Consider the following 249-nt stretch of genomic DNA (forward strand, 5'->3'; position numbering starts at 1 on the left):
TGACAACCCGCAGGTTATCCACAGTTCGCTGCAGTTGGCGCTGAAGAACCTTGGGTTGGCGCGGATGATTGGGCCTGGGGCCAATAAAACCCTTTGATTTGTTTGGGCCGCTTTGCGGCCCTTTCGCGGCGCAACAGCCCCATGGCCCTCAAACCGCGAACTCAACTTCCCCGAGGTGTCCACCAAAGGGCCCGAAACTGCGCTCAATCAGCTGCCTTCTGCCCTGATCATCCACAATCAGCACCGTAC

Annotated in this window: 1 protein-coding gene; it reads left to right on the top strand. The window is 58.2% G+C overall.

The genetic code is table 11. The features are described from left to right. A partial coding sequence (locus tag SB765_RS32250) for a hypothetical protein (RefSeq protein WP_410932845.1) occupies nucleotides 1–97 on the top strand: 97 nt, incomplete at its 5' end. Between the last annotated feature and the right edge of the window lie 152 nt (nucleotides 98–249).

The organism is Pseudomonas sp. SIMBA_067 (genome assembly GCF_046534675.1).
Taxonomy (GTDB): domain Bacteria; phylum Pseudomonadota; class Gammaproteobacteria; order Pseudomonadales; family Pseudomonadaceae; genus Aquipseudomonas; species Aquipseudomonas putida.